This window comes from Acidisoma silvae (assembly GCF_020618775.1).
Classification (GTDB): Bacteria; Pseudomonadota; Alphaproteobacteria; order Acetobacterales; family Acetobacteraceae; genus Acidisoma; species Acidisoma silvae.
Window position 1 is genome coordinate 69,688 of sequence record NZ_JAESVB010000001.1, and the last position, 24,252, is coordinate 93,939.

General features: G+C 59.0%; 16 protein-coding genes. 11 read left to right on the forward strand and 5 right to left on the reverse strand.

The window, feature by feature from the left end:
• The first annotated feature begins 425 nt into the window (after positions 1–425).
• The 7 genes from ASILVAE211_RS00340 to ASILVAE211_RS00370 all read left to right on the forward strand — a co-directional run bounded on the left by ASILVAE211_RS00340 (position 426) and on the right by ASILVAE211_RS00370 (position 12,870).
• Complete coding sequence (locus tag ASILVAE211_RS00340; RefSeq protein WP_227319299.1) at positions 426–2,603, forward strand: rhamnosyltransferase WsaF family glycosyltransferase; 2,178 nt, start codon at positions 426–428, stop codon at positions 2,601–2,603.
• Positions 2,600–4,318, forward strand: coding sequence for an AMP-binding protein (locus tag ASILVAE211_RS00345; protein ID WP_227319300.1), 1,719 nt, complete (start codon positions 2,600–2,602; stop codon positions 4,316–4,318). Before ASILVAE211_RS00340 ends, ASILVAE211_RS00345 begins: the two co-directional genes overlap by 4 nt.
• 256 nt (positions 4,319–4,574) lie before the next feature.
• Positions 4,575–6,020 carry a tetratricopeptide repeat protein gene (locus ASILVAE211_RS00350; protein ID WP_227319301.1) on the forward strand — a complete coding sequence of 482 codons (1,446 nt, stop codon included), beginning with the start codon at positions 4,575–4,577 and terminating at the stop codon, positions 6,018–6,020.
• Positions 6,021–6,051: 31 nt separating this feature from the next.
• Positions 6,052–7,449, forward strand: a complete 1,398-nt coding sequence (locus ASILVAE211_RS00355) for a class I SAM-dependent methyltransferase (RefSeq protein WP_227319302.1) — start codon at positions 6,052–6,054, stop codon at positions 7,447–7,449.
• 269 nt (positions 7,450–7,718) lie between these two features.
• Positions 7,719–10,478: a tetratricopeptide repeat protein gene (locus tag ASILVAE211_RS00360; RefSeq protein ID WP_227319303.1), complete on the forward strand. Its 2,760-nt coding sequence runs from the start codon at positions 7,719–7,721 to the stop codon at positions 10,476–10,478.
• 104 nt (positions 10,479–10,582) lie between these two features.
• The gene (locus ASILVAE211_RS00365; RefSeq protein ID WP_227319304.1) at positions 10,583–12,046 is read left to right on the forward strand and encodes a mannose-1-phosphate guanylyltransferase/mannose-6-phosphate isomerase; all 1,464 of its coding nucleotides are present in this window, start codon (positions 10,583–10,585) and stop codon (positions 12,044–12,046) included.
• Positions 12,047–12,150: 104 nt separating this feature from the next.
• Positions 12,151–12,870 (forward strand): glycosyltransferase, encoded by a 720-nt coding sequence (locus ASILVAE211_RS00370; protein WP_227319305.1) that lies wholly within the window; start codon positions 12,151–12,153, stop codon positions 12,868–12,870.
• A 29-nt stretch (positions 12,871–12,899) separates the two neighbouring features.
• Here ASILVAE211_RS00370 and ASILVAE211_RS00375 read toward each other — a convergent pair whose 3' ends face one another.
• The 4 genes from ASILVAE211_RS00375 to ASILVAE211_RS00390 are packed head-to-tail and all read right to left on the reverse strand — an operon-like array spanning position 12,900 to position 18,895.
• The gene (locus ASILVAE211_RS00375; RefSeq protein WP_227319306.1) at positions 12,900–13,973 is read right to left on the reverse strand and encodes a glycosyltransferase family protein; all 1,074 of its coding nucleotides are present in this window, start codon (positions 13,971–13,973) and stop codon (positions 12,900–12,902) included.
• A complete protein-coding gene (locus ASILVAE211_RS00380; RefSeq protein WP_227319307.1) occupies positions 13,970–15,787 on the reverse strand; it encodes a glycosyltransferase family protein in 1,818 nt (605 codons plus the stop codon). Before ASILVAE211_RS00380 ends, ASILVAE211_RS00375 begins: the two co-directional genes overlap by 4 nt.
• Positions 15,788–15,812: 25 nt before the next feature.
• A complete protein-coding gene (locus ASILVAE211_RS00385; protein ID WP_227319308.1) occupies positions 15,813–16,523 on the reverse strand; it encodes a methyltransferase domain-containing protein in 711 nt (236 codons plus the stop codon).
• Positions 16,520–18,895, reverse strand: a complete 2,376-nt coding sequence (locus ASILVAE211_RS00390; RefSeq protein WP_227319309.1) for a glycosyltransferase — start codon at positions 18,893–18,895, stop codon at positions 16,520–16,522. Before ASILVAE211_RS00390 ends, ASILVAE211_RS00385 begins: the two co-directional genes overlap by 4 nt.
• Positions 18,896–19,026: 131 nt before the next feature.
• On the opposite strand from ASILVAE211_RS00390, the gene kdsA reads away from it, so the two are divergent.
• The 4 genes from kdsA to ASILVAE211_RS00410 are packed head-to-tail and all read left to right on the forward strand — an operon-like array spanning position 19,027 to position 22,981.
• Positions 19,027–19,881, forward strand: a complete 855-nt coding sequence (gene kdsA / locus ASILVAE211_RS00395) for a 3-deoxy-8-phosphooctulonate synthase (protein ID WP_227319310.1) — start codon at positions 19,027–19,029, stop codon at positions 19,879–19,881.
• Positions 19,878–20,612, forward strand: a complete 735-nt coding sequence (locus ASILVAE211_RS00400) for a 3-deoxy-manno-octulosonate cytidylyltransferase (protein ID WP_227319311.1) — start codon at positions 19,878–19,880, stop codon at positions 20,610–20,612. Before kdsA ends, ASILVAE211_RS00400 begins: the two co-directional genes overlap by 4 nt.
• A gap of 32 nt (positions 20,613–20,644) precedes the next feature.
• Positions 20,645–22,003 (forward strand): hypothetical protein, encoded by a 1,359-nt coding sequence (locus tag ASILVAE211_RS00405; RefSeq protein ID WP_227319312.1) that lies wholly within the window; start codon positions 20,645–20,647, stop codon positions 22,001–22,003.
• A gap of 57 nt (positions 22,004–22,060) precedes the next feature.
• Positions 22,061–22,981: a CatB-related O-acetyltransferase gene (locus ASILVAE211_RS00410; protein ID WP_227319313.1), complete on the forward strand. Its 921-nt coding sequence runs from the start codon at positions 22,061–22,063 to the stop codon at positions 22,979–22,981.
• Positions 22,982–23,121: 140 nt separating this feature from the next.
• On the opposite strand, the gene ASILVAE211_RS00415 is transcribed toward ASILVAE211_RS00410, so the two are convergent.
• Positions 23,122–24,216: a glycosyltransferase 61 family protein gene (locus ASILVAE211_RS00415; protein ID WP_227319314.1), complete on the reverse strand. Its 1,095-nt coding sequence runs from the start codon at positions 24,214–24,216 to the stop codon at positions 23,122–23,124.
• Positions 24,217–24,252: the final 36 nt, after the last annotated feature.

A 24,252-nucleotide genomic window follows, 5' to 3' on the forward strand; every position in this document is an offset into this window, starting at 1 on the left:
TAATACTTCTGTCTGCTGCGCTGCAAGATCGCTAGCCGCAAGGCTTTGATTGCATGCCATTTTTGGCAAACCCGCCCGCTTGCCTGGGCTAGGCCGGCTGACCGCAAGACTAATTTTATTTCGCTTTACGACTCGTTAAGGTTTTTTCTGAGGAGAAGATGCTTTGGCATCACGCGGATGACGAGTTGGTTGATATTAATCTTATTCGTTTCGATTTATTGTAATGTTGATGTATCACTAAAATTGCCATGATGTGACTGGTTGGACAAATATATTCCGGTCATTATTTTGTGCCTCATGTTGGAATGGATTATAAAAATCTGAAATTCCACAAACTATATTTCAAAATATGGATTGTGAGACGATTTGTGACTTCCTGGAAGTGATCGGCATCGGCGATATTTTCTCCGTATTGGAGCTAGAAGTTGCATAATCATTTTGAAAAAAAAGTCACGCAAATCGCTATGATCGCCTTGGGTCATATCTTAGATGCTCAGCACATCGAAGCTGTTGCGCAGTCTATGGACCTCAGCCGCCTGCGTGCCCAGATGATCGCTCTTGGTGTCTGCGATGCCCAGGTCTCTGACATGGACGTGGCCAAGCTCTATTTCAGCAAGCGGTGCAGCGCGCTCAGCCCAAATGCTTTCTTCGACGAATCATGGTATCTGGCGACCTACCCAGATGTCGAGCTTGCTGTCGAGGCCCAGGGGCTGGTGTCCGGCTTTGTCCATTTCATACGGCATGGCCTGGACAGTGGACGTTGGCCAAATCCCGTTCTAGCCGCACAAGGCACTGCTTCTATTCAGCAAGATCATGAGACACCAGTCTCGATCTTGGATGACGACACCTATCTGCGGATCAATCCGGCCGCTGCGGCCTTCCTGGCGGCCTTTCCCTGTCTCACGCCACTAGCCCATTACAACGCTTATGGAAGGCGGCTGGGCTACCAAATCGAATCTCGCCCTCCGCAGCAAGGTCTTGATGATGAAATGGGAGTCGTGCGCGCCGCATTCGATGGGGAATTTTACCGCCGTACTTACTTGGTAGATGTGGAATGCGATGATCCGCTTGCCCATTATCTCAACTTCGGTGCTGCACTAGGATATTCTCCGAACAAGTGGTTCGATGAGCGCTGGTATCGGGCGTTTTACCTGGATATCCAAGCCGCATGCTCCGAGGGCTGGTTGCCGTCTGGTTTTTTCCATTATCTTTATACGGGACGTTCGGAGGGGCGCCTGCCCCGGTTCAATCTCACGCAGGCCCTGGAAGCGCGGATGCCGGGCGTGACGTCGCCGACGCTGCTTTCTAAAGCGGAGGAGCTCGAAAACCGCCTCAATCCGAACCATGGAGTGCCGCAGTTCGACGCGACCGCCCAAGGCCCTGCCACGGTCTGGATCGTCTTACCGACTTTGAATCCGGATATCATGTTTGGGGGCTATCGTACGGTCCTTTGGCTTGTCGTCGCGCTTGTCAAAGCCAAGTTCAAAGTCAAAATTGTCTGCGTGCAAGACGAACCCAATTTGCAATACTTTCTGTTGCGCGAAGGTTCCGCTGCAGTCCGAGCCGCGTTTTCCACGGTTTCTGTCATGCGTTTGACTGAGATCGCAACGTCGTCCTATTCGGCTTTCGATCTGTTCATGGCCTATTCGGCTTGGGATCTGCCATTGTGCGCGCGCCTGGCTGCGAACACGAAACACCCCCTGCCGTTTTTTCTGACGCAGGAATACGAGCCGGTTTTCCACGATAACGGCTCTCACCGAGCGCTTCTCGAAGCGATCTACCGCATTCCACATTACGCGATCATAAATAGTGCCATGCTTTGCAAGTATTTCATGGCGCGTGGTCTCGGCGTCTTTTCAAATAATGACAAAAACAGTGTTCGTTCGAAATATGTTGTCTTTGAGCATCGCATCATGCAGCTGCCGCGCCAAAGCGTGGCCGCCATGTCGTCGCGGTCCACGCGCCTGCTTGTCATCTATGCTCGGCCTGAAGCCCATGCGGCGCGCAACGTGTTCGAGATAGCTGTTTTGGCACTCAGGCGCCTTTGCAAGGAAAACTTCTTCGGTCCCGAGTGGCGCTTTGAAGGTGTCGGCGCGCTCAGCAAGCTTCCGCCGGTTCGCCTCGGTGAAGGCCACGAAATTATTCTGCGGGAGAAGCAATCCGAAACCGATTATGCAAGCATGTGTGGGTCCATGGATATTGGCCTCAGCCTCATGTATGCTCCGCACCCGAGCGTCATGCCGTTTGAATTCGCCACCACCGGATCGCTGGTTGTGACCAATACCTATGAAAATAGATCAGCCTCCGAGCTGGTATCTATTTGCGCCAATATTGTTCCATGCGAGTTATCAATTGAATCAGTCTCGGAAGCCATAAGAACCGCTGCAGGCAGGGTCTCCGATTTTAGAGGGCGCGTTCGCAATAGCCTTGTTCCCAACGCCGGCGGATGGGAAGAAATATTCAATTCCAAGTTCGTGGAATCCACTTTCGGTAAAGCCTTGCCCACGGACACTGCGACTCACGAGGAAGTTTCCGTGATCCCGAAAACAAGAAGGCCAAAACCATCTCTTCACGGCAGCGCCGTAAGGGAGCACTGCACATGAAAACCAATTCGGTTATCAGATCGGTTGTTCTTGCCGGGCAAGACAAGCCTTACAAGCCGAGCCTTGTCTTGTATTCACGTGACGGCTGGCAACAGGTCTCATATGGCGAACTTGACGCAATGATGACACGCTGGGCAGGAGCCTTTTCTGGTTTTCGCCCGCCTAACGACCGGCCCGGGAGTGCAGTTGCCGTCATAGTCGCAAAGCATGGTCTCAACGGCTATGCGTCTTATCTTGGCGCAATGCGCGCGGGGCTGGTGGCATGTTTCATCCCTCGTCCGACATCAAAGCAGGATCCGAATCTGTATTGGGCAAGTCACCGTGAAGTCTTGGCGCGAATTTCGCCGGCCGTCGTCGTAGCGCCTGCCGAACTCATGGACGATCTCCGGAACGTGCTGGACGCCTCGGTGCCGCTTCTGGATGTCGATGCTCCCCTTCCCGTAACTGTAGGTTCTTTACCTGATCTCGACGACGTCGATCATGATGATATTCCCGCATTGCTTCAGCACAGTTCAGGGACGACAGGTCTTAAAAAGGGGGTGATCCTTACGCATGGCCAGTTGCGCCGTCAGGTTCAGGCGTATTCTGATTGCTTGGCGATGTCCGGTGACGACGTTGTCGCATCCTGGTTGCCGCTTTACCACGATATGGGACTTGTGACGGGCTTCATCATGCCACTGTCCCTGAACTGTCTGGTCGTTGCCATGGATCCTTTCGACTGGCTCGTGCAACCAGACATGATCCTCTTGGCGATAGCACGCTTCAAGGCCTCATTCTGCTGGTTGCCGAATTTTGCTTTCGCCCATTTGGTTAACACCGCTGACGATGCCTCTGACTATGACCTTTCGACGGTAAGAGCGTTTGTGGATTGTTCGGAACCTTGCCGGGCGGATACATTGGAAACCTTCCAAAACCGCTTTTCCAAGCATGGCCTTCGTGCGGGCGCTGTCACCACTTGCTATGCCATGGCAGAAACAGTTTTTGCTGTTACGCAATCAGACGTCGGATCGCGGCCCCTTATCCTTTCTGTGGATGCCGAGCGCTTCAGAGAGGACTCCCAGGTCGTTGTAGTGCGCGACCGAACGCCTGACGCTCTTAGATTTGTTTCGTGTGGCTTACCGGTTGAAGGAACCTCAATACGGGTTGTGCCAACCCAGGGGCGTCGTTTCAACTTGCTTGCTGCTTTACCTGGGTTTTTTCATCGTGCAGATCCAGAGGTCGTCATGGTTGGTGAAGTTCAGGTGCTCAGCAGTTCGGCATTTTCTGGCTATCATCAAGATAAAGCGGCTTCAGTGGCGTGCATGGACGGGTCTTGGTACAAGACCGGTGATCTTGGGTTTGTGTATGAAGGCCAATTATATATTTCGGGCCGCTTGAAGGATCTCATTATCGTCAATGGCCGCAACTTCTACGCCCATGACATAGAGGCGATCGTCTCCTCGGTGCCGGGTATCAAGGCGGGGAGGGCTGTTGCATTTTCCGTAGAAAAGGCCTCTGCCGGCAGCGAGGGAGCAGTTGTGCTTGCGGAGTCCTCGTCAGAGTTCTTCGACCACCCGGCCCTTACGCGTTCCGTCAGCCGCGCCGTATTCGACATTCTAGGCCTTACACTGCACCACGTCGCCATCAGGCCGCCGGGAGTGTTGGTTAAGACGACCAGCGGCAAGTTAAGCCGATATGAGAATGGGAGGCGATACGCTGAGGAGATGAGAGTATGACGACTATGTCAGTAACCCCGTTTTCGAATTTCGCAGAATTGGTCGCGGGAACATTTGATCTTTCACCAAAATTAATCACGCGTGATACGCGATGCGCCGATGTTCCAGGTTGGGATTCCCTTGGCCATTCAGTCCTTCTGTCCAGAATTGAAAAGCGGCTTCACCTCGCCCTGGTCGAAGCGGATGCTTCTCCAGCAGAATCGGTGGGGGAACTATATGATAGAATAACGAGGCTTTCTCTCCGGGCAGCGGAAGCGTGACTGCCCTCGTCGGTGCTGTCGGCGCTGTTGTGGAAGGTCGAGGTGGACGCCTCTTCCTGGGCCGACAAGAGGGTTTTGACCTGGGTCGGTTCATCAATGGCAGCGCCCTCCCGCCTTCGCTTCTCGTCCAGTGGCGTGCGACCCTTGTCCGGCGCGGGCGAGAGTTGTCGTCTCGTGGAATTCCTTACGTCTTCATCATTCCGCCCGATGCCGCGTCGATCCATTTCGAGGACTTGCCGGATGACTATCCCGGTCCCTACCAAACGCCGGGCCAGGTGTTTCTGGCTGCGATGGGCGATATACCCGGAGTGCGGTTCGTTTATCCCGTAGAGGCGCTTCGTGCTTCCAGAGGCGGTCTCGAGGTTTATCAGCGCACCGACTCGCATTGGACAACATTTGGCAGCGGAGTAGCCTATCAAGAAATTATGAAAGTCATGGCCACTTCGATTCCATGTCAAATCATTCCAACAAGTGCTACGCGCTTTACCTTTCGCAATAGCTTCGGTGACTTGGGTTCACAATGCGAACCCGAGCGACGTTCCGAAATACCGATTGTCTCTTTCGATGGCCGAGAGCCCGACCGTGTCCTTGAGCGCCACGGGGCACAACGACAGACGACGACGGTTACCCATATGCCGGATATCCCGGTCGGGCGTGTGCTCGCCTTTCGGGATTCTTTCATGACCGACCTGTCTCCATACCTTGCACGTAGCTTTTCTGACTTTCTGACGATGGGAACAACGACCCGCGTCATGTTGGACGCTGTGGATGATTGGGAACCGGATGTCGTTATCAGCGAAGTCGCAGAGCGCCGTCTTGTTGCCTTTGAGACTGACCATCAGACTCATAGCTATGATTGGCTCTATCTGACGGACCACTCCGGTGATCTGGGCAAGAGTGTGCTGCGTGCTCTTAACCTGTTGGCGGGGGGGGAGCCCGTTGCAGCTGCAGACATTATGCAAAAGGAGGAACACAACCTTTTGCAGAATTCTGTACATGCTTATTCAGCCGCGGTGATTTTCGAGGCTGCCGGGGATCATGCCAAAGCAGCTCCCTTTGCAGAGGCAGCCTTAACGGCCGCACCTGACAGTATTGGCGCTCTGGCATTGGCCGCCAGGTGTCGCCTCGCCACGGGCCGGCTTGGGGAGGCGGTTAAAGTGTTATCGAGAGCCGTGGAAGTCGCACCTTGGAACGGAGCCATCCAGGAACTGTATATTTACAGTTTAATCCAAGATGGGCAGTCGGCTGTTGCGTCCCTAGTAGCAGAGACCGCGCTCCGGAGCATCCGAGACCACGCAAACCTGTGGTATTGGGCTGCTATTTTGCGAGAGGCATCCGGCCAATTTGGCGAGGCTCTGATTGCCGTCTCCAGTGCGCTGCAGCTTGATCCGAATAACCTGGCATATCTGGATCTGTCCAACCGTCTCCATACCCGCGGCTGAAATTTTCTCCTCACTGTCGTAAGGAATAATAATGATGCTGCTGCAGACATCTGACCATCTTTCACTGAGCATTGATCAGCGCGGGACGTTAAGAGGGGTTTCGTCATCCGGTATTCTGACGGGGGATGTCAGTGTTCGCTACGATGGTCGTGACTGGGCAAAAGTGCCGTCAAAGCCGTTGGACGGGTCGACCAATCGCATTTTTCGCTGTGATCTTCCTCCTCCGCCGGCTGACGGGGCGCCCGACGGTATTGCGTCTGTTGTCGACATTTACGGCGACACGATAGCATCGATCGCGGTTCCGCCTCGTCTACCTGCCTGCAACAGCGCCGGGGTTTCGGCTGCGGATATTCTGGCACTTCACAATCGCCCATTTTTTGGCGTTCCCTATATGTCATTCGATGGTGCCAAGCTAACTATTGTTGGTTCGCATTTGCCGCCAGACGGTGATCCATCCGCACTGCGGGTCGAATTTCAGCCCGGCGTCGTCTTTGATTTTCAATATCCGCTTGAGGCACCCGGTTGGGAGAGCCATTTTTGGTACTGGCCCAATGCCGTGTTTTCTGACTTTCTCCTGACGATTGATCTTGCGGCCAGTGCCTATGGGGCAGATCCGTTTTCGTTTAGGTTCAAATATTCAAGGGGGCCACAAAAGAACTTTCCAGAGCCTTATGGGCGGGTTTGGATACCGCGCGACTTCGGAACCTCTATCGGCTTTCCCCACGATGGCACTCAGTTGACGAGGGTCCAGACATGGTCCGATACGCGGAGCGTTTCTCTGACGGGCTATAATGCGTATCACGTCATTCGTGATTTGCTCAATCGCTACGGCATACGGGGAGATGGGGCAACTATTTTGGACTGGGGCTGTGGCCACGGTCGTGTCACGCGGCACTTCATTCGGGAGTGGCCTGGCGCAAATATTATCGGAATGGATATTGATGCCGAGAATATTGATTGGGCGACAAATAATCTTCGCAAAGGAAAATTTGTTGCATCTCCCCTGCTTCCGCCATGCCAGTTGGCAGATGCTTCGGTTGATGCCGTTTTCTCCATATCAGTGATGACCCATCTTCCCTTGGACGTGCAGTTGCTTTGGTTAGCCGAGCTGGCGAGGATCGTACGCCCAGGAGGCATTGTGCTTATGAGTTTCGGTGGTCCGGCAGCCGTCGCCTGGTCCTCAGTTTGGAATAACGAAAACTATTTTACAAAATGGCGTGAGGACGGCATTCATGCCGATAAGATCGACTTGGCGCTTGATGGTAAAATTGAAGACGCAACATACTATCGAAATACCGCTCAGACGCATGAGCATGTGACGAGAGAATGGTCCAAATATTTTGAGATTGTTGACATACTGCCCGAGGCAATCGGCAACCTTGACTTTGCCGTCTTGCGGCGTGGCGGCAAGCGGACAAGAAATGGCTAGAGAATGTAGTGTTGCCAAAGCTGCACCGCATCAAGGTAGCCGCGTCGTTTTCGTGTCATAGCGTCTTGCCGGTCAAATGACGCGTCGGTCGAGATCGTCGCATAGCCGCTACCCGCCGTCTGGCGATGCCATATCCAATCGCGTCGGCAAAGCGCGCCGGGTGAGTGCGGCGCCGGGGCCCGCAACCCGGCACTCGCAAAGGCCAGGAAGGCTTGCTATCTATCCGTCTATGGAATGAGACGGTGGGACGCCAGCGTGAGAGACCGGCCTTGGAAGTAGAGACCCCACAAGCGCTGGTCGCGCTCGGCCAAAGCGCACGGGAGACCGGGGACCGCCTTGCCGCCCTCGGATATTTCCGGTCGGCGGCCGAGGCCCTGCCTGAGGATATCTGGCGGAAGCTTGATGTGGCGGACGAGCTTCTGGCGCTCGACCAGGTCGATGAGGCCAAGGCGGTCTGCGAGGCGGTGCTGGCGCTGGAACCCGAGCAGCCGCAGGCGCTCATCGCGCTCGGCCAGGGCGCGCGCCGGATAGGGGACCGTTTGGCCGCACTCGCCTATTTTCGCTATGCCGCCGACCGTCTGCCGCAGGATATCTGGCGCAAGCTCGACGTAGTCGACGACCTCATGGCGCTCGGCGAGTTCGCGGAGGCGCAGGCGGTTTGCGAGGCAGTGCTGGCGCTGGAGCCTGGCCAGCCACAGGCGCTGATCGCGCTTGGGCAAAGCGCGCGCGGGCTGGGCGACCGCCAGGCGGCGCTCGCACATTTCCAGACAGTCGCCGGTCATCTGCCGCAGGATATCTGGCGCAAACGAGACGTCGCGATCGAGCTGATGGCGCTCGATCGGCTGGATGACGCCAGGCAGGTCTATCAGGAGATCGTGGCGCTCGATCCGGGCTTCGATGAGGCGCAGATCGGCATCGGGCAAATCCTCCGCACGCAGAAGGGGGCAGGGGCCTCGCTGGAGTTTTTCCTCGCGGTCGTGGCGCAGGATGGCGCCGCCATCTGGCCGCGCCTGGAGGCCGCGGCTGATTTGCGCGATCTCGGCCGGGCGGACGAGGCTGAGGCGCATTACGCCGCCGTTCTGGAAAGCCAGCCCGGCACTATCATGGCGCTGATCGGTGCGGGCTACTGCGCGCGGGCCAGTGGCAACAAGCGCAAGTCCCTGGAATTCTTTGAGGAAGCGGCGCGCTGCGCGCCGGGCGAGTCCTGGCCGCAACTGGAATTGGCGCAGGAATATCGCGAGGCTGGCCGTTTTGATGAGGCGCGGGCGATTGCCCGCGGCCTGCTCGAACGCGATCCGCATGATCTCAATGTGGCCCGCAATCTGGCGCAGACCGAGCGTCAGGCGGGCAACCGCGAAGCCGCTTTGGCGGCGCTGGGACAAGCCTATCCTGCCCATTCGGCCAGCGCCGATCTCATCATGGAAATGGCGCAGGACGAGCATCGCCTGGGCCTTCATGCCGAATGCGACGCCCATCTGCAGCAGGTGCTGGCCATGCATCCGTTCCATGTGGACGCGGTGGCCCTGCTGGCGGATCGGCTGATCGCGCGGAATGATATCGAGGAGGCGAAGCTGCTGTTCGAGCGCGCGCGCGCCGCGCGGCCGGGTGAGCCGTCCTTCACCCTGGGGCTATTGACCGTTTTGGGCAGTCTTGGGCGAACCGACGAGGCGATCGACCTCATCGAGACCCTGCGGCTGAGCCAGGAAGTCCCGCTGGGTTTCCTGGTCAAGCTGATCATGCTGCTGCGTCAGTCCGGCCGCTACCATGAGGCGCTGGAGACCGCCCGCGCAGCATCCGAGGCCCATCCTGACAATTTCTGGATATTCTACGAGCGCTTCTACACGGAGATCCTGTTCGGGGATGATGCCGCGATCGAGGCATCTCTCAAGGGCATGCGGCCCGCCGGGCGGCTGGAACAATCCGTGCTGGAACGCTGCTGGGGCCTGTATGAGGAAAACCGCAACCGTCTTGCGGCCGCGATAACGCGTTATACCCATGCGACGGAATTCGATCCCACCGATCCCAGTCCGCTCAAGGATCTGACGCGGGTGAAGATCATGAGCAGCGACTTCGCGGGCGCGCGCGTGCATTTGCAGGCCGCGTCCAAACTCGACGCCTATTACAACCGCCTGCGTCGGAAATCGGTGAACGTCTCCCAGACCTTTTTTGGGCAGATCATCAACGAATTGACGATCGATCAGACCCTGGCCGGGGCGGTGGGCGCCTTGCAGCCCCTGGTGCCTGCCGGGCGGGCTTCTGTGCTGCGCCTCATCGCGCGGTACAATCCAGATAATACGGCCGCCGCTTTCAGCCTGCTTCTTGCCATGCGTCAGGCCGGTGCTTTGGACCATCGCCCCTCCGGCGAGGGCGGCATACCCCGCACGATCGCGCAGTTCTGGGACAGGGCGCCGGTACCCGATGACGTTCAGAAGCTCATGCAAAGCTGGAGCCTCCTGAATCCCGGCTATGAGATTCAGGTCTTCGACAGCCGGTCGGCAGCGGCTTTTCTGGGCAAGCATTTCGCGGCGCCGGTGCTGCACGCCTTCAGCCGCTGCCGCGAGCCGGCGCAGAAGGCGGATATATTCCGCCTTGCCTGGCTGGTGGCCAGCGGCGGCATTTATGTCGATGCCGATGATCGCTGCATCAAGCCCTTGGACGAGATGCTGCCGAAGGAAGCGCGCCTGGTCGTCTATCAGGAGGATATCGGCACGCTGGCGAATGACGTGATGGCGGCTGTCCCGCGCCATTCGGTGATGGTGCGGGCGCTGGAATTGGCGGTGACGGCGATCAACCGGGGCGATTCCGAAATCGCCTGGCTGTCCACCGGTCCCGGCCTCGTCACCCGCGCCTTTGTGCAGGTCATGGTGGCGGAGGAGGCGGATGGCCTGCCGGCAGGCGCTCTTATTCTGGACAGGCGGACCCTCAACCAGTTTGTCGCCATTCATTGCTCCGCCGGATATAAGGTCACGACCCGCCACTGGCTCAATTCCAGCTTCCCATCGCGTGCGGCGGTGACGGAAACGGTCTGAGACAGTCTGGATTTTGCAAAATTGTCGCAAGATGCAGCGAAATTCTTGAACGATCCTAAGTTCTAGGTAATAAGTGCGAATTGGCAATTTTTGCGGAGTTGCACATGGACCTGGATCTGGAGGCCGAACTCTCTCGCCATACGGCGAAATCGGTGGTGATCGTGCCTGTCATCCTGTCCGGCGGTTCGGGCACGCGCCTTTGGCCGGTCTCGCGCGAAAGCTTTCCGAAACAGTTCTGGCCGCTGGCTTCCGGTAAATCCTTGATCGCCGATACGGTGTTGCGCACTTTGGGCGGGGAGTTCGCTCCGCCGATGGTCGTCTGCAACGAGGCACATCGCTTCATGGTGGCCGAGCAGCTGCGAGAGGCCGGCGTGACAGGGGCCCGCATCGTGCTGGAGCCGGTAGGCCGCAACAGCGCCCCGGCCATCGCCGCTGCCGCGCTGATCGTGGCGCAGGACGATCCGCAGGCGGTCATCTGCATGATGGCGGCCGATGCCGCAATTCCGGACAGCACGGCGCTGCGCCACGCGCTGATCGCGGCGGCGGAAGTTGCCCACAGCAATAAGGTCGTGACACTCGGCATGAAGCCGACCAAGCCGGAGACGGGCTTCGGCTATATTGAAATGGGCGCGCCTTTGGCCGAAATGGCAGAGGCCCATACGCTGCTTCGCTTTATCGAAAAGCCTGATCCTGACCTGGCGGAAACCCTGATCGCTTCAGGCAAGGTCTTGTGGAATTCCGGCATCTTCGTCTTCACCGTCAGCACTCTGCTGGAAGAATTGCAGGCTCATGCGCCGCATGTTCTGGCAACCGTGCGCCGCGCGGTGGATGCGCGGACCGGTGATCTGGACTTCATCCGCCTCGGCCGCGAGGAATTCGCCGCCTGCCCGAATATCAGCCTCGATTATGCGGTCGCGGAGCACACCACCCGGGCCGCCGTTCTGCCGGTCGATTTCGCCTGGTCCGATGTCGGCAGCTGGAGCGCGCTGTGGGATCTGGGCGAGAAGGATAACGCCGGCAATGTCGCCGTCGGTGATGTCGTCATTGAAGACGCATCCAATTGCTATGTCCGCAGTGACGGTATGCTGGCGACCGTGCTGGGCCTGGAAGACGCCATCCTGGTGGTGACGGAGGACGCCGTCCTTGCCGCGCATCAGGATCGTGCCCAGGACGTCAAGAAGATCGTGGAGCGGCTGAAGGCCCAGAAGCGCCCGGAAGCGACGACCCATAATCTCAGCTATCGGCCCTGGGGCCATTATGAGGTGCTGATTTTGGGCGACCGCTTCCAGGTCAAGCGCATCGTGGTCAAGCCAGGTGAAAAGCTGTCGCTGCAAAGCCATTTCCACCGTGCCGAACATTGGGTCGTGGTCGAGGGTACCGCCATCGTGACGCGGGATACGGATGAGGTTTTCGTTCGTGAAAATGAGAGCATCTATCTGCCGCTCGGCTGTAGACATCGCCTCTATAATCCCGGCCGCATCTCGTTGACGCTGATCGAGGTCCAGTCCGGCGCCTATCTGGGTGAGGATGACATCGTCCGCTACGAAGATACCTACGGCCGCAGCTGATCTCGGCCATGCCGAAAGAGCAGCGGAAGCGCTGCCTTTCTGGTTGTGAAGCATGGGGTCTGTCGGATAATCCTGGCCTTCGGCCGAGAGGATAGACAGACGCCATGACCAGCCCCTATCCCATATTCACCTATTGGGAGGGTGATGGCAGCGCGCTTGGTCCCTTCTGCGCGGATTGGCTGATGGCCGGCCATGACGTGAAGATTTTCGGCCCGCAAGATGTCCGCGCCCTTCTGGCCAAAAGCTACAGTCCCGAGCGTCTGGCCCTGTTTGACCGTATCCGCATATCGGCCTGCCGGTCCGATCTCACCCGGCTGCTGCTGCTCTTCACCTATGGCGGATTCTATGTCGATGCACATAGCGGTAGTGGTAGTCAGGTCAAGCTGATCCAGCTTTTCGCCCATCTGGCTTCGAAAGAGCTTGTGGTTTTCGATCAGGCCGGGGAAGGGCGCGCCGAAGACGATATCTACCTGCTCAATGGTGCGATGCTTGCGCGCAGGCAATCTGCATTGCTGGGTGAGTTTATTGAAATCTGTTTCAGGAATCTTGAGACCCATTGGGCAAGGGAAAGCCGGACGACAGATCATGTCGGCTACAATATATTTTCCCTCACGGGTGGATGGGGACTGCTCAACTTTCTGTTCGACCTCAGTCGCAAACCCTATCATCTGAAGGGTGATTTGGCCGAGCGCGTGCAGCTGGAAGTTCTGCATCCCAGCAAAGGGGAGCCGGCTTTCGTCTGGTACAAGCACTACCATTATCGCGAACCGGGCCAGCATTGGAGCGAGCGGCAGAAGGTTGAACGCCTGTTCGAACCGGGCTGAGGCAAACTGCGCCGCGACCTGCATTTATGTCAGTTGACCCAATAAGCCAGAAAATTGCCGCGTGCCGTGGCGGCCTGCGGTCCCGGAGACAGATCCGGAACGGCCGCGTCGCCCCAGGCGAGGACAGTATGGCCGGCGTCTTCCGCGCGCAGAGCGAAATCGAGCATGGGCAGATCGGCACCATCCGCCATGGTCAGGTCAAAGCCGCCCAGCGCCTCGAAAAGGGACCGGGGGGTCAGCAGGGACAGGCCGCTGCGCGACGCTTTAGCGGGCATGGCGGGAAACGGATCGCGGAAACCAGCCTGACGTGCCGCCATCTGCGCGGCCCCGCCAAGCAGGCTATCGCTGCGCCCTTGTGCCGCATCCAGCAGAATCGCCAGATCACGGGGGGCGATTTGGCCCGCACGCAGGAAGACGAGGGTGTCACCGCGCGCCTGGGCGGCGGCATCATTCACGTGCTGCGCGCCATGGCCGTCACCATAGACCAGAAGTTCCGCCAGATAGCGGCGGAGAAGCGGTGCGATGGCGAGGATTCCAGCCCGGCCCGCCGCAGGATCGGAACCAGCATCGAGCAGCAGAGTGAAGCGCGGCTGGGCTATGACGGGCAGGTGCGGGGCCGCCGGCAATTGCAGCTCAGACAAAGGGTGGCGCGCAAAATGGCGGCCGGTTTCGGCCAAGGCCGGGCCGAGCGTCGACCATCGCGGCGTGCCGGCCCAATCGGGTAGCGCCTCCTGCAACGTGGCCGCCGTCACATAGGCCGCTTCCGCCTGGGCAGCCCAGGCGAGACTCTCGGCCGTTTCCGCAGGCACGATGCGGGCAAAGACCTGCCCACTGCCGCATTCCATGGCCTCGATCCGCGCGGTTGGCGCCAGATCGGCCGGCAAGGCCAGGGAAAATCCGTGATAGCCGTCACAGAGGCCGGGTCGCACCAGTTCCGACCTTAGCCGTGCGGCGACAACGCTGGCTTTTTGCACACCGTCGATCAGCAGGGCGACCGTCAGGCGCTCCGCCGGCCGGTCGGCCGACCAGCACCAGCCCTGAACCATGCCCACAGCGGAACCGCCGGCACGGCTCAGCCCGCCTTGAACGGGCGTGCCGGTCATGCGTCTGCGTCGTGCGGTGACAGGCCCAATTGCGCCAAAAGCCGCGCGACATCCTCGGCCGAAGGTGACCGGTCAAGCCCGTTGCCGTCATCGGCGCCGATGCGCCAGATCTTGTGGGCATTGCCGAGGGAGGCCAGCTTGGCGGCGCCGGCCGCCGAGCGCAGCCGCACGCAATCGGCCGCATCGATCGCCGCGCGTATCGCCTTAATGCCGGGGCGTGTTCGGCCGCCGGTGCTGAGCCGTTCCTCCGCCGCCGCATCCAGCGCCAAAACCATGCGGGGCGCGATGCTGTCCTGCGGCGGCAGAGCGGGATGACCGAAAGCCGCGACCGTGAGATACAGCACATCATAGCCGCTGGCCTGGGTGGTATCGATGACCGCGCATCCGCTCTCGTGCAAAAATGCGATCAATTCTGCGGATGGCGGCACCGTGCCGGCGAAAGCGGCCGATACGGCAAGCCCCTGCGCCTGAAAGGAAAAGACCGTTTGCCGCAAATCGGCCTGGTCAAAGCCTGCGCCGCTGACGATCAGCACGCGCGTCTGCGGTTCAGTGGCCTCATCCTCTGTCACTGATTCTGCCCGATAGGCGAGAAGATCGGCAATATCGGGCGCGATCTGAAATTTTGCGGCGGCAGAACCACCCTCATCCTGCCAAAGCAAGACAGGCGCAGGCAGGTGATAGACGCCGTAGCCGGTCTCCCAGGCGCGGAGACAGAGATTGATCGCGGCAGCCGTCGGCGCCACAAAACCGCTATCGAAACCGCCAAGCTCCTTGAAGACCGCGCTGCGGATGATCATCGCCGCATCCAGCGTCGCGGTGATGGGGGTCAGGCCATCATCCTCGGACGCTTCCAGAAAATCGGCGAGCGGCCCTGTCAGCGCCGGCCCTGCCTCGGCGAGGCCTGTGCCGATGACGGCAGCCTCCGGCCGCCCCGCGAATTCAGCCTGCACGGCGTTGAACCAGCCGGGCGTGACGCGGCAGCCGGACGACAGAAAGCCGGCGAAAGGCCGGTCGGCGAACAGCACGGCCTGGTTGCGCGCTTCGGTCACGGATTGGCCTGATTGCAGCCGTTGGTAGCGCAGATTGCCGATGAAAGCGGGCAGCAGAGCGGTCTGACCCGCCTGCCCATCATCGATCAGCACCACCTCGGCCATCCGGTCCAGACCGGTTTCGTGAATCTGCCGCAGGCAGGCATAGACGGTTTGAACCGGCGCCCCGCCATCGACGCAGAGCGTCAGAAGCGGTGCGTTGGCCTGGGTGAAGCTGAAGGGCGGACATTGGGCGCGTGTGCTGTCTAGCAGGCCCGCAACGCTATGGCCGAGTTCGACCGGCACGGCAGCGGGTGGCAGTTCCGACAGGCGCGTGAAGAAGGCGCCGATGGTCGCGAAGACGCCGGCCATCATCGCGCTGTCCTGCGCCGCCCGCGCAGTCGTCTCATCCAGCCGGGCGCCCAGCAGGCGCAATTGCTGCTCGACATCGCGCAGCCGGTCTTCGATTGTCAGTACTACCGTGCGGCGGAAGACGAAGGTCGTGTCCAGCGCCTCGCCACTTGCCTCATCAATCAAGCCGATCGTGGAGACGGATTTGGCGGCGATGCGGTCCCAGGGAATGAGATAGGAGAAGGCATGATGCCCGTCGCCCATCCCGGCCTCGGCCAGATCGGGACGGAAGAGATTGGCGACCGTGCTGCCCACGGGCTGGCCGTCCACCAGCACCACCAGCCGCACGGCGTGATCAGGGCGGCTCTCATCCCAGCACCAGCCGCTGACGAGCCCCTCGTTCTTCACTTGCTCCAGATGGGCGCGGGGTCTCATCGCGTGGGTTTCCGCATCCGCTCGGTCATCGAAAGGCCTTGAAGATCATGGCATCGGGCCCGAGAAGCCCAAGCTCCCCCGACCAATAGCAGTGGGCGACGCAATCCTGAAACCCGGCATCCCGCACGCGGTCCAGGATATCCCAGCCGAAGCGGCGGGGTGACCCGGCCAGCGGTGGCTGCTTGTCCCGGGCGGCCGGGTCGAAGGGCAGGGTGAACAGAAACAGCCCGCCCGGCATCAGGCTTTCGGCGATCCATGCCAGGGCTGTCCCTGGGTCGGGAACGGTCGAAAGCGTATCGACGCTCAACACCATATGGGTCGCGGCCGGTTTTGCCTGGGTCTTGGGCCAGACCCAGGCCGGTGGGCAGAGCGTGGCGAGCTTGAGCGCCAGCGGCGCGTCCTGCCCGAAAAGACCGAGGCGGAACCAGTCTCGGCCGCCGAAGCTGGCACCGGCCAGATGCAGCAGCGCCCGGCGATGGGCGCTGAGCCGCGCCGCGCAATCGCAGATCTGCTGGCCTGGGTCATAGGCGCCGTGGCTGGTCGCGGTGTCGCTGGTAAAATGCGTGACGGCCAGGCAGGCGCCGCAGGTGCCGGCGCGGACAAGCTGGCCTTCGCGGATGAAGAGCATTTCCTGCCGCAGCCGTTCATCCAGCAGCGCCCGATTCTCCGCCGCGAAACGCTGAAAATCCTCGGCCGAGCGCAGCGGGAAGGCGGGAAAGCGCAGATGGGCCGTCATGCGGTCGCACGTTCCAGCGGCAGACCCAGCCGCTGAGCCCAGCCGCGCGTGATGGCTGCTTCCAGGAAGCGTTTGCCCTGCGCCGGAGAAAATTCCTCCTGCACGATCCGCTGCCCGGCGGCGGAGAGGCGGCCCCATTCCGCCTTGTTCCGATAGAGGCGCAGCACTTTCTGCGCGAAATCCTGCGGCGTATCGGCTTGCAGCAGATGCGTATCGGGTGACAGGCCCGAGCCCTCGATGCCGATGCCGGTGGAGACGATCGGCAACCCATGGGAAAGGGCAGACAGCACCTTGCCCTTCACGCCCGCACCGACCCGCAAGGGGCAGACGAAAACGCGGCTGCGGTCGAAGAGATCGGAGAGTTCAGGCACCTGGCCCAGAATTTCGACGCCCTCGCCGGCCAGCGCGCCTACCTCGCGCGTGACATTGGCACCGGCGATGAGACAGCGGATGCCAGGCTCCTCCGCGCGGATCAGCGGCAGGATGTCTTCCACGAAATAGACGGCGGCATCGACATTGGGCGTATGCCGGTAGCCGCCGAGGAAACAGATATCCCGCCGCGCCGCGAAAGGTGTTGCGGTGCCGACGTGATCCAGCATCAGCGGCCAGACGGTGACGGGCGCACCGGGCAGCGCCGCTTCGATGATGGCGGCCTCGGCTGTGGAATGGGTGATGGTGGCGTCCGCCGCCGCGATCAGCGCCAGTTCCTGGGCGCGGGTGATGGCAGCCTCGGCAAAGCCCTCAGCGCTGTTCTCCATCTCCGCCTGACGCTGCACGCGCAGGTAATGCAGGTCAGCGAGATGGAACAGCAGCAGAGCTTGCGGCGCGTGGGTGCGGATATCGTCCAGAATGGGGCCCAGCACCGTCATGCGATAGACGAGAATGACATCGAATAGCGGGCCGTAGCGTTCCAGATAGGTGGCGATATCCAGGTCGAAGGGGGCATAGGCGCATTCGACGCCGCGCTTCTGCAAGGCGCTGGTATAGCCCGCCTGAAACAACCAGTTATGGGCGGTCACGAAATGAGTTTTATAGCCCAAGGCCTGGGCCGCGCCGATGGCATGCAGCGTCTGCACCGACCCGGCATCCTGGTCCGGCGTCGGCGTGGTCGCGTCGATCACCAGCAGCCGGCGCGCAACCCCGCGTTCCCGCTCGAAATAGGGCGCCTCGTCACGCGGCCGATGCTGTTCCAGATAGGCGTGCCATTCTAGAAAGAGCTTGCGCTGATTGACGGTCTGATAGGCTTTGACGCCCTGGCGCGTATCTATGCCGGAGGTCTTGCCTTCGTAATGAATGACGCGGGATTCGCTTTGCAGCCAGACCTGCTGGCCGCTTGCCGCGATGCGCAGGCAAAGATCGACATCTTCGCAATAGGCCGGGCTGTAGCGGGTGTCGAAACCGCCAAGGTCATGCCACAGCGCCCTGGGCAGCGCGATGGCGCAGCCCGAGATGTAATCGACCGGCCGGGCATGGCAATACTGCGGGCGGTTGGGGTCATCCTCGCGCCCATAATTGCGGCAGGTGCCGTCTCGCGCCACGATGCCGCCGGCTTCCTGTAGGCTGCCGTCGGGATAGAAGAGTTTTGAGCCGACGAGCCCCGCGCGCGGGAACAGCCCGAAACTCTCCAGCAGCGCATCCAGCCAGCCCGGCACCACCCGCGTATCGTTATTGAGGAACAGGATGAACCGCCCGCGCGCCAGCGCGCCGCCGGCGTTGCAGCTGGCGATGAAGCCGCCGTTCTGGGCCTGCCGCTGGTAGCGGATATGGGGCAAGCCGCGCAGAAACCGGCCGCTGTCATCGGGCGAGCGGTCGTCGATGATCAGGATTTCGGCGCTATAGCCGGCTTTATGCGTCAGCAGGCTGTCGAGGCAGTTCAGCGTGTAATGCAGCTGTCCGTAGATCGGGATGATGATGGAGACATCCGGCACCGCCTCCGCTGTCGGCGGGATCAGCCGCAGGATGGGCGGCGAGGCGGCGAGGGCGGCCGTCGCGGCGCCGAAATCCGGGGCGTCGCCGGCAAGGCCGAAACGATCCATAAACCCTTGGCCAAGCTGGCCTTCCAGAATGACGGCATCGTCCGGCCGCCGGTCGAAAGGGCCGAGCGCCGCCGGGTCACTGTCCGGGGTCTGGGCCAGCGGCCAGCCATGGTCGGGGCGCGGTATGTCGAAGACCGCGCCGCCGGACTGTTTGCGGCGGCCGAGTTCGGCGCGCAGCGCGAAGCTTTCGGCTTCGACATCGAGCAGGCGATTGGCCAGCGCCACGGCCCGCGCTTCGTCCTCGGCCACTGCACGCGGCGGCGGGGCGTGGCCTGCGACCCAGGCGAGGTCCAGCCGGTCGCGGCGAAGGGCATGTCGGCGTGACGGCTGGCGCATGGGCTGCCAAAGCTATGGCCTGCCCGGGGGCTTGGCAAGCGCGGGCGCGGGGCGGTTTTCGGATTGGGGCTGGGATCGCAGGTTTGTCTGCGCTACGGTCGTGACAAGACGCAGGCTTTTGTGAGGACGTCATGGCAACACCTTTGGTTGAACTCGCGGTCGGTTCGGTCCGTTTCGGCAATGCTCTGCCGATGGCGGTCATTGCGGGACCGTGCCAGCTTGAAAGCCGCGCCCATGCGCTGGAAACAGCAGCGGCGCTGAAGGAAATCGCAGCGCGTGTCGGCTTCGGCCTTGTCTACAAAACCTCTTTTGACAAGGCCAACCGTACCTCCGGCAAGGCCGAGCGCGGCCTGGGGCTTGAGAAGTCACTGCCGATTTTTGCTGAAATTCGGGAAAGCCTCGGCATCCCGGTGCTGACGGATGTGCATAATGACTATCAATGCGCGCCTGTCGCCGAGGCCGTGGATATATTGCAGATTCCGGCCTTTCTCTGCCGCCAGACGGACCTGCTGCTGGCCGCTGCTGCCACGGGCAAAGCCGTCAATGTGAAGAAGGGGCAGTTTCTGGCGCCCTGGGATATGGCCAATGTGGTGGCCAAGCTGGTGGGGGCCGGCAATCCGCAGGTTCTCGTCACCGATCGCGGAACGAGTTTCGGCTATAACACCCTGGTATCGGATTTCCGTGGCCTGCCGATCATGGCCAAGACCGGCGCTCCGGTGATTTTTGACGCCACGCATTCGGTGCAGCAGCCCGGCGGCCTGGGCGGCTCCTCTGGCGGGCAGCGCGAATTCGTGCCTGTCCTGGCGCGCGCCGCCGTCGCGGTCGGCGTGGCAGGCGTCTTCATCGAGACGCATCAGGATCCTGACAATGCGCCTTCGGACGGCCCCAATATGGTGCCTTTGAGCCAGTTCGAGACGCTGATGCGCAATCTGGTGGCGATTGACGCGCTGTCCAAGGCGCAGGCTGCGGCGGCCGCCGCAGCATGAGCTACCCCGTCATCATCATCCCATCGCGGCTGGCTTCCACCCGGTTGCCGCGCAAGCCCCTGGCTGACCTGAACGGCGAGCCGATGATCGTCGCCGTCTGGCGCCGCGCCATGGAGGCCGATATCGCGCCCGTGGTGGTGGCGACAGACACGCCCGAGATTGCCGAGGCCATCCGCGCCGTGGGTGGCACGGCGGTGATGACGGCGGAGGCGCATCCCTCAGGGTCAGACCGTATCTTTGAGGCTTTGACGCGCTTCGACCCCAGCCAGCGGCATGACGTGGTGCTGAATGTGCAGGGTGACCTGCCGCTGCTGGCGCCCGCCACCATTCGCGCCGCTGCCTCGGTGCTGGACGATCCGGACGTGGCCATCGGCACCCCGGTCGCCGAAATCCATCGGGAGGAGGAGCGCACGGCCTCCTCCGTCGTGAAAATGGTCGGCGCGCCGCTGGGGGCTGGGCGGCATCGCTGCCTCTATTTCACCCGCGCCACCGCGCCCTGGGGCGAGGGACCGCTGTATCACCATATCGGGCTCTATGCCTGGCGCCGTGCCGCGCTGGCGCGGTTCATCACCCTGCCGCCTTCACCCCTGGAGCAGCGCGAAAAGCTGGAGCAGCTGCGCGCCCTGGAAAACGGCATGCGCATCGATGCCATTGAGGTGGGCGAAGTACCGCTGGGCGTGGACACGCCCGAGGATCTGGAGCGGGCGCGCGTGATGATGAGCGCCCGCTGAGGCGAGCCCAGGAACTGGATCGGTAGACAGACATGAGCCTTGATCTTTTGCGCCGGCGCTTTCTGGCCTATGGCGCCGGCATCTTCGGCAGCGCCCTGGTATCGGGGCGCAGCTGGGCGCAGGCGACAGGCCTGCGTCTGGTGCCGCGTCAGATTTTTGCCGGGTTCGGTGCCAATGCCGGCATTGAATCTCCCCATGTCGCCGTGCGGGACAAATTGCTGCACGACCTCAACGCGGCCCTTCTCCGTGTCGGCGCGCCTTATCTGATTTCCCCAGGCCGCCTGACCGGCAAGCTGGATACGCAATCCATCTACAATGAGATCATTGCTCTGCATGGCGCCAAAGAGTCGTCATTGCAGAGTTTCGCGGATGAGATGTCGCAGCTGCATATCAAGCTGCATGTGATTTTTTGGAATGCGCCGCCGAACTGGCTGCTGCCGCTGGGGGCCACCAAGCATCTCGCCAATCCGGCCTATTTTGATGACTATGCGCATTATATCGCGGCGCATCTGCTCTATTTTCAGGACCAGGGTGCGGTCATTTCCGCCGTCGAACTCACGAACGAACCAATGGGCGCCTGGAATGCGCGCTATACGCCCGAGCAATATGACCAGCTGCTGACCGTGACACGCGCGGCCCTGGACGCAGCTGGGTTGAAACATATTCAGATCGAAGGGCCTGGCGCCAGCAGTGACGGCTCACCGCCATATTTCCAGGAGCTGACGCGCACCGGTCATATCAGCGACTTGGGCGCCTATTCCTTCCATGAATATGACAGCCGTGCAGGCCTTGTGCCGGCGGGGCTGACCATGATCCGCCCTGATCTGGCGGGCGTTCCGGCCCACCCGATTTCCATCACCGAATATTCGGTAACCGCAAACCCCTGGAACCAGCCGCCGGGCCCCTTCCTACCGGGCAAGCAACCGCCGCCACTTGATTACGGCATCGCCCTGTCTGGTGAGGCGCTGCAATTGGTGGCCGATGGCGTCACCAACATGTTCATCTGGACATTGGAGGATAACAAGGGTGCCAAGCAGGCCTGGGGCCTGATCGACTTGGACGGCAACATCAAGCCGCATGTGCAGGCTCTGGTGGACCTGTTCGGCATGGTGGCCCCGGGCATGAAGGTGTTTGTGCCGGCGCAGGCCGTGGCGCAGGTGCCTGTCATGCTGTTCCAGAAGGGAAGCACTGTTACTCTCTGCGCCGTCAATCTGCGTCAGGAGAAAGTACAAATTTCTCTCGATTGTTCCGGCCTTTTGCCGCCGGGCAAAAGGCCGGTGGAGACGAGGTATTTCGGCAAGGATGCCCCAATGCTTGCCCTGACCGCTGATGGCGTCAGCCTGACATTGCCCCCGCGCACGAATTTGGCGGCTCGGTTTCGCGTGGCGTAAGAAAATTGCTTGCAGAAGCAGGCATAAGGCTTACGCAAGACATAAACAGGACGAACAATGAACGACGCGGAAGAGTATTTAGATTTTTCAAGGATACGAGACAAGTTTTGGATTTTTTCGCGCGAAGGTAAACCTTCATCGGCTGACAATTTTCAGTTTCTTCCCGATGGCCATATAGGAGGCTACAATCACAACAATGAGAAATACTGGGAGATAAAAGATGGTGTTCTTCGCTTATTAAACAATAAGAAAATAGAGACTGTTAAATTTGAAATCGTTGAATTCAAAAGCAACCAGTTATTCTTGAAAGGCAAACACATCCCCAACCCTAAGGTTGTTCTATGTTTAGAGGAACGAACCGGTGAACGGTTAACATATGGGCCAACCAAGAAAGCTCTCTCTGAGCAGATTAAAAAATTCGGTTGGTCGGTGGGTGATTATACGTATGGAATTCCATCTTTTATCGAAGAAGGGATGTCTCGATTCTCTATAGGAAAATATTGTTCGATTGCTGGTGGAGTTATAATTTCACTTGGAAACCATAGGACTGATACATTTACGACTTATCCGTTTAAGTCTTTAAAATCGGAATGGAAAAATATTCCTGATAATATTAATGACCACTCAACAAAAGGTGATGTCTGTATTGGCAATGATGTCTGGATTGGTTCTGGAGCTTTTATAGGATCAGGTGTGTCGATAGGAGATGGTGCTGTAATTGGCGCCAAAGCTGTTGTTGTTAAAGATGTTCCAGCTTATGGAATTGCTGTTGGCAATCCAGCCAGAGTTGCCAGGAGTCGTTTTGATCAAAATACTATTGAGCGATTGTTGAATATACGCTGGTGGGAATTGCCGCATGATTCTGTAGAATCAATTATTCCGGCGCTTATGTCTAAAAATAGCTCAATTATTTTGGATGAATTTGAGCGAATAAGGTCAGAAATAGACTTATTGCATAGTAATGTCGATGCGAAGTAGATTTGAGGCGCTAAAGCACTCTTCGAGTAGTTTTATTTAAGTTTATATCGTAATGATATTCTGGCCATATTCGGTGAATTTTTAGAAAGTCGCTACACTCTGCGAGCAGATGCAGCGATTTTCCTAGAAAAATTTCTTCTTTATATTTTAGTCAGAAAATCAATAAAACTATCATCTTCATGTATAGCCGCAATGTATTCGCGTAAGCTTGCATTGACGTTTTGCGCCTTCATTCCCTCCCATTTTGTGAAGGTCTCTGATACAAGGCCGGACACCTTAAGTTTTTCGCTTACAAGGTCATGGTTCACCACAGTTAATCCGCTCCAACTTGGTTGACCAAAGAAATAAGTTTTTTCAATATCTTGAATTGTCTGCGCGGTGCAGCCGAGTCCCCCGAACTGCTTGGTGACACGCGTTTTGTCCCAATTATTCGGTCGGCGAAGTAAGACAGTTACGCTGGCAGTGATGTCGGGCAAAAGGATAAAGCTATGCTGAGCGCTGCCCTCAGAAATCAAAATATGCTTTGCCGATGCATAAATCTTCATTTGGTCCCGAAGGTTCAATTGTTCCGGCTGTATTACTAGCCACCCTTCAGCGCTTAGATAGTCATCAAATGCCTGGGCTCCTGCAACGATACCACGTCGGGGCGCAGTTTTTTGCCATTCCGATCGAGATATGAATACTTTTTCTGAATCAAGCGTATAGTCTTTGCTTAGAGCAGATATATTGCGCTGGGCAACGCGCAAAAAATCTACAAAAACGGGAGAGACATCATCAAAGGTGTGGAAACCGTAAAGCTGAGATGGAAGATGCAACTTGCCTATATGCATAGGTTGACTGACGATTTTTAGCCGCCGTGGATCAATTTCCAGAAAATCAAGCAAGATCGGAAAGAAATGATCCTTGTTTTCTAGTGGTGGTTGCCTCCAGGGGCTATGCATGAGGATCGGTAGATGACGATATTGGTCATCATTAACCATCCACAGTCGTCCCAATGATTCCATGATGAAATGGCCGAAATGATTGAATGCGACGCCGCCAAAGATAGCTTCTTCAAGACTATCTTTTACCTCCACGACTGGTGCAATCGAAGGGTTGGCTTCTGGCGCCTTTGGGCCATTGAGATGGATGGACTTCAGCACAGCTTGTCCGTTGGAGAATAGACCACAATTGCGGTCTCTCGGTAGCGGCGTGACAAGCGCGTCTGCGATAATGTCCACTTCGTCTTTCAGCATAGGAATAGACACCTCAAACAAATATAATAAATTTAG